General features: G+C 45.4%; 8 protein-coding genes. 6 read left to right on the top strand and 2 right to left on the bottom strand.

Going from position 1 to position 7,685, the window contains the following annotated elements; translation table 11 throughout:
* Nucleotides 1-318 (top strand): 2Fe-2S iron-sulfur cluster-binding protein, encoded by a 318-nt coding sequence (locus JHD44_RS17880; protein WP_199464093.1) that lies wholly within the window; start codon nucleotides 1-3, stop codon nucleotides 316-318.
* Nucleotides 315-1,781, top strand: a complete 1,467-nt coding sequence (locus JHD44_RS17885; RefSeq protein WP_199464094.1) for a 2-hydroxymuconic semialdehyde dehydrogenase — start codon at nucleotides 315-317, stop codon at nucleotides 1,779-1,781. The genes JHD44_RS17880 and JHD44_RS17885 overlap by 4 nt, the downstream gene beginning before the upstream one ends.
* A 6-nt stretch (nucleotides 1,782-1,787) precedes the next feature.
* On the opposite strand, the gene JHD44_RS17890 is transcribed toward JHD44_RS17885, so the two are convergent.
* Nucleotides 1,788-2,708, bottom strand: a complete 921-nt coding sequence (locus JHD44_RS17890) for a LysR family transcriptional regulator (RefSeq protein ID WP_199464095.1) — start codon at nucleotides 2,706-2,708, stop codon at nucleotides 1,788-1,790.
* A 194-nt stretch (nucleotides 2,709-2,902) separates the two neighbouring features.
* Between JHD44_RS17890 and JHD44_RS17895 the strand changes: the two genes are divergently transcribed.
* From JHD44_RS17895 to sfsA, 3 genes are read left to right on the top strand one after another with little or no spacing between them, the layout of a single operon-like run.
* The gene (locus JHD44_RS17895) at nucleotides 2,903-4,099 is read left to right on the top strand and encodes a glycine C-acetyltransferase (RefSeq protein WP_199464096.1); all 1,197 of its coding nucleotides are present in this window, start codon (nucleotides 2,903-2,905) and stop codon (nucleotides 4,097-4,099) included.
* A complete protein-coding gene (gene tdh / locus JHD44_RS17900) occupies nucleotides 4,099-5,124 on the top strand; it encodes an L-threonine 3-dehydrogenase (RefSeq protein WP_199464097.1) in 1,026 nt (341 codons plus the stop codon). Before JHD44_RS17895 ends, tdh begins: the two co-directional genes overlap by 1 nt.
* A gap of 28 nt (nucleotides 5,125-5,152) precedes the next feature.
* Nucleotides 5,153-5,872, top strand: coding sequence for a DNA/RNA nuclease SfsA (gene sfsA / locus JHD44_RS17905; protein ID WP_199464098.1), 720 nt, complete (start codon nucleotides 5,153-5,155; stop codon nucleotides 5,870-5,872).
* Here sfsA and JHD44_RS17910 read toward each other — a convergent pair.
* Nucleotides 5,821-6,702: a LysR substrate-binding domain-containing protein gene (locus JHD44_RS17910; RefSeq protein ID WP_199464099.1), complete on the bottom strand. Its 882-nt coding sequence runs from the start codon at nucleotides 6,700-6,702 to the stop codon at nucleotides 5,821-5,823. The genes sfsA and JHD44_RS17910 overlap by 52 nt on opposite strands.
* 92 nt (nucleotides 6,703-6,794) lie before the next feature.
* On the opposite strand from JHD44_RS17910, the gene JHD44_RS17915 reads away from it, so the two are divergent.
* Nucleotides 6,795-7,673 (top strand): urea carboxylase-associated family protein, encoded by an 879-nt coding sequence (locus JHD44_RS17915; protein ID WP_233402303.1) that lies wholly within the window; start codon nucleotides 6,795-6,797, stop codon nucleotides 7,671-7,673.
* The last annotated feature ends 12 nt before the right edge of the window (nucleotides 7,674-7,685 follow it).

The following is a 7,685-nucleotide window of genomic DNA, read 5'->3' on the forward strand; positions in this document are numbered from 1 at the left end:
ATGAAAAGGAATCAGCAAACTTGGGTTGATCATGGGTTACCTTCAGAGCCACGTCCAGGATCTTCATTATTAGAATATATTGGTTCTAATAAAAATTTAGGGGTATTGGTTGGCTGTCGTGGCGGTGGTTGTGGTGTCTGCAAATGTCGGGTAGTCAAAGGGGAGTTTTTTGCTAAAGCAATGAGCAAGTCACATATAAGTCAGGAGGAGCGAGAACAGGGCGTCGTTTTAGCATGCAGAGTGTTTCCGGTCACTCCCATGCATGTAAGTAATTTTAGTGAAGAAAAATTTCAAAAACTTAAAGGCCGCTCTCTATGAAACATATTCAACATTTTATTAATGGAATGTTTGTCGACAGTATTAGTCAACGTTCTTTCAGTAAGTTATCCCCAGTAGATGGGCGTCAAATTGCAGCAGTTCAAGAAGCTGACGAGGAAGATGTTGCAAAAGCGGTATCTGCCGCGAAAGCTGCATTAAAAGGTGAATGGGGGCAAATGACACAGCGGCAGCGCGCAGAAAAGCTTGAGAAAGTTGCACAACGCATCATTGAGCGATTTGATGAGTTTCTTGAGGCTGAATGTGCCGACACAGGGAAACCTAAATCTCTTGCTTCACATATCGACATTCCTAGAGGTGCAGCGAACTTTACGGCTTTTAGTCATGCGTTAGGGAATGAACCAACAGAAACATTTTCAATGGATACTCCTGACGGCAGTAAGGCAATCAATCTCGGCTTGCGAAAACCCAAAGGGGTTATTGCCGTAATATGTCCATGGAATCTACCTTTGCTATTAATGACTTGGAAAGTCGGCCCTGCTTTGGCTTGTGGTAATACAGTTGTCGTAAAGCCCTCAGAAGTCACACCAACTACCGCTGCTTTACTTGGTGATGTCATGAATGAGTGTGGTATTCCAGCGGGTGTTTATAATGTTGTTCATGGATTTGGTGCTCAGTCCGCGGGGCAGTATCTAACGCAAAATCCAGATGTCGATGCCATCACTTTTACAGGAGAAACTTCTACAGGGGAATCCATTATGCAAGCCGCTGCATTGGGCTTACGGAATATATCTCTTGAGTGCGGTGGTAAGAATTCCGCCATTGTTTTTGAAGATTGTGATATGCATTCAGCGGTTGAGGGTGTATTGCGTTCAGCGTTTGAGAATACTGGGCAGGTATGTCTCGGTACAGAACGCGTCTATGTTCAGAGCACTATTTTTGAGGAGTTTTTACATCGGCTAAAAGAGCGGGTTAGTGAACTGAAATTGGGGCCTCCTGATATGCCAAATGTCAATTTAGGCCCCCTAGCCAGCCTTGAACATCAGCTAAAGGTGCTTAGTTATTATGATTTAGCGAAAAAAGATGGCGCTCAAGTAGTGATCGGAGGAGGTGTGCCTAACTTGGGGGCGAGCTTAGATGGAGGTGCTTGGGTAGAGCCTACTATATGGGTTGGGCTTGATCGGTCATCAAAAGTTCTTCAAGAAGAAATCTTTGGCCCATGTTGCCATGTTCAGCCGTTTGATGATGAGCGTGAAGTTATTGCCTTGGCTAATGATACGAATTATGGGCTCTGTGCTAGTGTGTGGACGCAAAATATACAACGGGCTATGACGGTTTCACATTCTCTCGACGTAGGCATCGTATGGGTTAATAGCTGGTTTTTGAGAGATCTAAGGACGGCATTTGGTGGGGCAAAGCAGTCTGGTATTGGCCGTGAAGGTGGAGTGCATGGCTTAGAGTTTTATACGGAATTACAGAATGTGTGTATTAAATACGACAACTGATTATTTTCATGATAAACGCTGAACGAGGTGTTCACTGACGTAGTCGATGAAAACACGCAACCGTGCAGGCATATATCGAGTCTGGGCGTATTGCATGGCGATGAAGCCGTGATAGTTGCTGCGCAGGGTCCAGTCTGATAACACAGGCACTACATCGCCTTTTTCAAGCGCATCGGTAATAACGAAGTCGTGCAATATGCCGATGCCTAACCCGTTCTTAACACCGGCAAGTCGCATTTGGGAGTGGTTTACGGCATAGCGTCCGGTGACGGAGACAGAGTGCACTTCGTCCCCCTTTATAAAGCGCCAGATATGGTCGTGATCATTCTCTGCTAGATAAAGACAATCATGCTGGACCAATTCACTGGGGTGCTCAGGCATGCCTCTTTGCTTGATGTAGTCTGGGCTGGCACATAAGACCAGATTGGTTTTGCCCAGCTCTTTCAGGATCAGGCGCTCATCAGGTGTGTCGGTGAGCATGAAGGCCACATCAATATTATCTCGTAGTAAATCAATTTCACCGTCAGCAACCCGTAGCTGCAGCTTTACTTTTGGATAGAGATTTAAAAAGGGCAGGACATGGGGCTGCACCACCGAATTCAAAAACGCTTCGGGGGCCGCAATGGTGAGCGTGCCTTGGATTTCGCTATGGTCGGAAAGGGATAGCTCTACGGCTTGTTTGGCAGCATTCAACATAATGACCGCTTGATCGTACACCTTTTGCCCAGAACGAGTAATCAGCAATGTACGCGTGCTGCGTTCAAATAGCTTAATGGATAATGCTTTTTCAAGGCGTGTCACAAGCTTGCTTAATGCGGAAGGGGTGACGTCGAGTTTTTTTGCGGCGGCGGTAAAACTGCCTTCTTCAACTATTAAGATAAAGCTTGCTAGATCCGGTAGCAATGGAATGAGCTGGGTGTTTTGCATGATTATCGAGCCTTGTTTCCGAATTGTCATCGGGACGTAGTAAAGTCTATTTGTGCCTGAGGTTCAATAATGCTTTTCCAATGAACCCAATAATCTCTTTTTCAGCTCTCTATTACACTTAATGTTATCGGCTATGGACTTGTTCATTCTTTTAACAAGCCTTCATTAATCATCGTGATTGAGAGGTATTCATCATGACTTCTACTTTTTATCAGCATATTCAACAGCAAATCGACGAAGTGAAATCTGAAGGGCTGTATAAGCCTGAGCGCGTGATTACCTCTCAGCAGAAAGCTGAGGTCAGCGTCACCTCGGGTGAAGAGGTTTTAAACTTCTGTGCCAATAACTACCTCGGATTAGCAAACAACGATGAGCTAATTCAAGCGGCAAAAGAGGGGTTGGAACAACATGGTTTTGGCATGGCGTCGGTACGCTTTATTTGCGGCACGCAAGATATCCATAAAACACTAGAGCATAAGCTCTCTGAGTTCTTGGGTATGGAAGACACGATTCTTTACTCCTCTTGCTTTGATGCCAATGCGGGATTGTTTGAAACAATCTTAGGGAAGGAAGACGCGATCATTTCCGATGCATTAAACCACGCGTCGATCATTGATGGCGTACGTTTATGTAAAGCCATGCGCTTTCGTTATGCCAACAATGATATGGTGGATTTAGAACAGCAGCTAATGGCAGCAAAAGACGCCGGTGCACGCCATACCTTGATTGTGACAGATGGTGTGTTTTCGATGGATGGTATTGTGGCTAACTTACCTGCTATATGTGATTTAGCGGATCAATATGGTGCTTTAGTGATGGTGGATGATTCTCACGCAGTGGGCTTTATGGGGAAAACCGGTGCCGGGACCCATGAATACCATGATGTGGTTGATCGCATTGATATCATAACCGGTACGCTAGGCAAGGCATTAGGCGGTGCGTCGGGCGGTTACACGTCAGGAAAAAAAGAAGTGATCGAGTGGTTGCGTCAACGTTCACGACCTTATTTATTCTCTAACTCATTAGCTCCAGCGATTGTGAATGCCTCAATTCGTGTGTTAGATGTTTTGAAGCAGAGCGATGAGTTGCGTAATCGTCTGTGGGAAAACGCTCAATATTTCCGTACACGAATGGAAGCAGAAGGGTTTGTGATGGGAGGTGCTGACCATGCCATCATTCCTATTATGCTAGGCGATGCGAAATTAGCGGCGGAGTTTGCTGAACGATCCTTACAAAAAGGCGTGTATGTGATTGGCTTCTCGTTTCCTGTCGTGCCTAAAGGGCAAGCTCGAATTCGTACGCAAATGTCGGCGGGCCATACCCGTGAACAGCTAGATCGGGCCATCGAAGTGTTTATAGAAGTCGCTCGAGAGATGGAGATTATTCATTAATGAAAGCATTAGCCAAATTAAAGCCTGAGCAAGGTATCTGGATGACGCAAGTCGAGCGGCCTGTGATCGGCCATAACGACTTGTTGATTAAAATTAAGAAAACAGCCATTTGTGGAACGGATGTGCATATTTACAATTGGGACGAATGGGCTCAAAAAACCATTCCAGTTCCGATGGTTGTTGGACATGAGTACGTCGGTGAAGTGGTTGAAGTCGGCCAAGAAGTGCGAGGGTTCAACATCGGCGATCGGGTGTCAGGTGAGGGGCATATTACCTGCGGCCACTGTCGTAACTGTCGCGCAGGGCGCACCCATTTATGCCGTAACACTATCGGCGTTGGAGTGAACCGTGAAGGTGCTTTTGCAGAGTATCTCGTTTTACCTGCGTTTAATGCCTTTAAAATCCCGGATGGTATTTCGGATGACCTTGCCGCGATTTTCGACCCGTTTGGTAATGCGGTTCATACAGCACTGTCTTTTGACTTGGTTGGTGAGGATGTTTTGATTACAGGAGCTGGCCCAATAGGCATTATGGCGGCGGCAGTAGCAAGGCATGCGGGGGCTCGACATGTTGTGATCACGGATATCAACGATTACCGTTTAGAGTTGGCCCGTAAAATGGGCATTCAACATACGGTCAATGTATCGAAGCAGTCCTTATCTGATGTCATGGTAGAGCTTAAAATGACTGAAGGCTTTGATGTAGGATTGGAAATGTCAGGCAATGCTGCTGCGTTTGATTCAATGCTCGCGGCGATGAATCACGGTGGCCATGTTGCGTTATTGGGGATCTTGCCAACTGGCATGGGGATCGATTGGAGCCAAGTGATTTTCAAAGGGCTTGTTATAAAAGGTATTTATGGTCGAGAGATGTTTGAGACTTGGTATAAAATGGCATCTTTAATTCAATCTGGTTTGGATCTTACTCCAATTATTACCCATCATTATCACATTGATGACTTTCAAAAAGGCTTTGATGTGATGTGCAGCGGTACGTCAGGGAAAGTCATTCTAGATTGGACCTGATAGTAGTTTAAAGAGGTATGACCGAACGATGCATTTTTCAGAGTTAATCGAAGGGCGTTTAATCAAGCGATACAAACGCTTCTTAGCCGATATTGAATTAGCGCATGGGGAGGTCATCACCGCACATTGCCCTAACACAGGGTCGATGCGCCGTTGTCAGCAAGATCAAGCGCGGGTTTGGGTATCCAAAAGTGATAACCCAAAGCGCAAGCTAGCCTACACTTGGGAAATTGTTGAAGTTGACGAGCAGTTCCTTGCTTGTATCAATACGGGATTGCCTAATAAAGTCGTGGGCGAGGCAATCGCTCAGGGCAAAGTTGCAGAGCTGTCGGGATATAGCGCTCAGAAGGCTGAAGTAAAATATGGTAGTGGCAGTCGCATTGATTGGCTGTTGAGTGATGAGCACAAGCCATTGTGCTATGTGGAAGTGAAAAATGTGACCTTGCTTGAGGAAGATGGGTATGGATACTTCCCTGATGCCGTTACTGAGCGCGGCAGAAAGCACTTATATGAATTAGCGGATATGGTGAAAGCAGGCCATCGTGCGGTGTTGATGTTTTGTGTGTCACATACTGGCATTCAGTCCGTTGCTCCAGCTCAGCACATTGATCCTAAATATGCGGCGGCTTTAGAAGAAGTGATGGCTCAGGGCGTTGAGGTGATTGCATACCGTGCCCATATTGATACAACAGAAATCTATTTGACGGAGTCTATCCCAGTGACTCTTTCGTCTTTAAGTAAAAACTGAAGCAGCAACTGAGTTGCTGGGCTTGGGCGATGGTTATGCTCGATTACGTACTTTCGCCCAATATTACCTTGTTCATGAAATAGTTGAACGAGAGTGCCATCTGCTAACTCATTCTGAATCAAATTCATCGGGCACAATGCCACGCCTTGAGCGGCCATGGCTGCGAATTTGAGTAAATAAAAATCTTCATATATTTGGTGGGGCTGCTGCGCGTGTTCTATGCCCAAGCGAATTAGCCAGTCATTCCAACTGTCAGTATTCTGATCGTGCAGCAAGATTTGCTGTGCTAAGCATTGATGAGTATTAATGGGGCCACGCTGGGCTAGATACAGGGGGCTACATACGGGAATAGTTTCGCCATTCATTAAAACTTCAAATGGATAGTGCTGCGTGCTGTTAACTTCAATGCTTTTTATGCAGATCGAATGTTCGTCAATGTGTGCGGGCATTGACTGAAGATATTTCAAAGAGACTGACATATCCGGTACGCCTTGGTTAAACGCTACCAACCGTGGCATCAGCCAGTCGTTTATTAACGAGGGAATACAATAAATATTGAGACAGGATTCAGACAGCTGCTTTATTTCATCGTATGCATAATCAATGTCACTAAAGGGTTCGCTAATGCGATCCGCCAAAACCTTTCCCTTCTCAGTGACCTTTAAGCCTCTTCCTTCTTTATATAACAGTTGAGTGTTTGTGTGTTGCTCAAGCTTTTTCAATTGATGGCTGATGGCAGACTCAGTGATATGTAGGCTCTCTGCAGCAGCTTTTAAGCTACCGAGCTGTACTACTTTCTGAAAAGCGCGAAGGGCGGAGTAGGGAATCATTCTTTAAAATATTCAAGTATTTTATAAAAGCTTCAATTTTATAGAACTATGTTGCTGCATTACTCTAAAGTCAATCCACTTATAGGAGTTAAATGATGGCTAAGGTAGAAGCGGCGTATCGTGCGGGCAAAGGCTCAAAGTTAGAAATTAATATAGCATTTTATGACAGCCTTGTTGAAGGCAGGGCAAATCGCACTCTTATTGAAACGGTAACGGTCCCAATGCGTGAAGGTATGGCATGGGAAGTGCCTGCTGGTCATGTTTTTCGAATTCTCGTACCGGAAGGTCCTCAGGTTGGGGATTTTAATATGTGGAATCGCCATGATCCACGAGAAAGAATGTGGGCATCTCGCACACGTCAAATACAGCGTGCTCATATTAGTACGCATGATCGAATTTGGTCGACGTTACCGTTTCTGCGTCCAATGGTGACGATTATCGACGATACGCTAGCATCCTATGGTGAAGATGAGCAGGGTGGTCGAGTCCACGATTTATTAGGGACTCGCTGTGATCCTTATGTGAATCATTTACTGACAGGGGAAGACTTTGATCATCACTGTCACTCAAACCTGGTTCGAGCGGTATTGCCATACGGACTGACTGAATTTGATGTGCATGATGTGTTGAATGTATTTCAATGCACAGGCTTAAATGAAGATGATCAATATTTCATGAAAGCTTGTCCTGCTCAAAAAGGGGATTATTTAGAGTTCTTTGCAGAGATAGATCTGTTGTGTGCTTTGTCTTGTTGCCCGGGAGGGGATTTGTCGGTTGATCTATGGGGACCTGAAGCACAGGATCCGCTATCCACTTGTCACTCTTTGGAAGTAGAAATCTATAAGCTAGAGGAGAAAGCCTTGGAGAATTGGCAGCCCCCTGTTTCTCCTAACTATCAAGGTCAACATGGGCTACAAAAGCCAGTAATAGATTGGAGTGCTGAGAAACAGAAGCTTCAAAGCAAAGGCTAGCTTCGCTATGTG

Source organism: Marinomonas ostreistagni (genome assembly GCF_016461785.1).
GTDB lineage: Bacteria > Pseudomonadota > Gammaproteobacteria > Pseudomonadales > Marinomonadaceae > Marinomonas > Marinomonas ostreistagni_A.

Excerpts from the sequence above, each read along its gene's own strand:
- JHD44_RS17885 (WP_199464094.1), top strand. The coding sequence starts at position 315 with ATGAAACATATTCAACATTTTATTAATGGAATGTTTGTCGACAGTATT.
- JHD44_RS17915 (WP_233402303.1), top strand. The coding sequence starts at position 6,795 with ATGATGGCTAAGGTAGAAGCGGCGTATCGTGCGGGCAAAGGCTCAAAG.
- sfsA (WP_199464098.1), top strand. The coding sequence starts at position 5,153 with ATGCATTTTTCAGAGTTAATCGAAGGGCGTTTAATCAAGCGATACAAA.
- JHD44_RS17895 (WP_199464096.1), top strand. The coding sequence starts at position 2,903 with ATGACTTCTACTTTTTATCAGCATATTCAACAGCAAATCGACGAAGTG.
- JHD44_RS17880 (WP_199464093.1), top strand. The coding sequence starts at position 1 with ATGAAAAGGAATCAGCAAACTTGGGTTGATCATGGGTTACCTTCAGAG.
- tdh (WP_199464097.1), top strand. The coding sequence starts at position 4,099 with ATGAAAGCATTAGCCAAATTAAAGCCTGAGCAAGGTATCTGGATGACG.
- JHD44_RS17890 (WP_199464095.1), bottom strand. The coding sequence starts at position 2,708 with ATGCAAAACACCCAGCTCATTCCATTGCTACCGGATCTAGCAAGCTTT.
- JHD44_RS17910 (WP_199464099.1), bottom strand. The coding sequence starts at position 6,702 with ATGATTCCCTACTCCGCCCTTCGCGCTTTTCAGAAAGTAGTACAGCTC.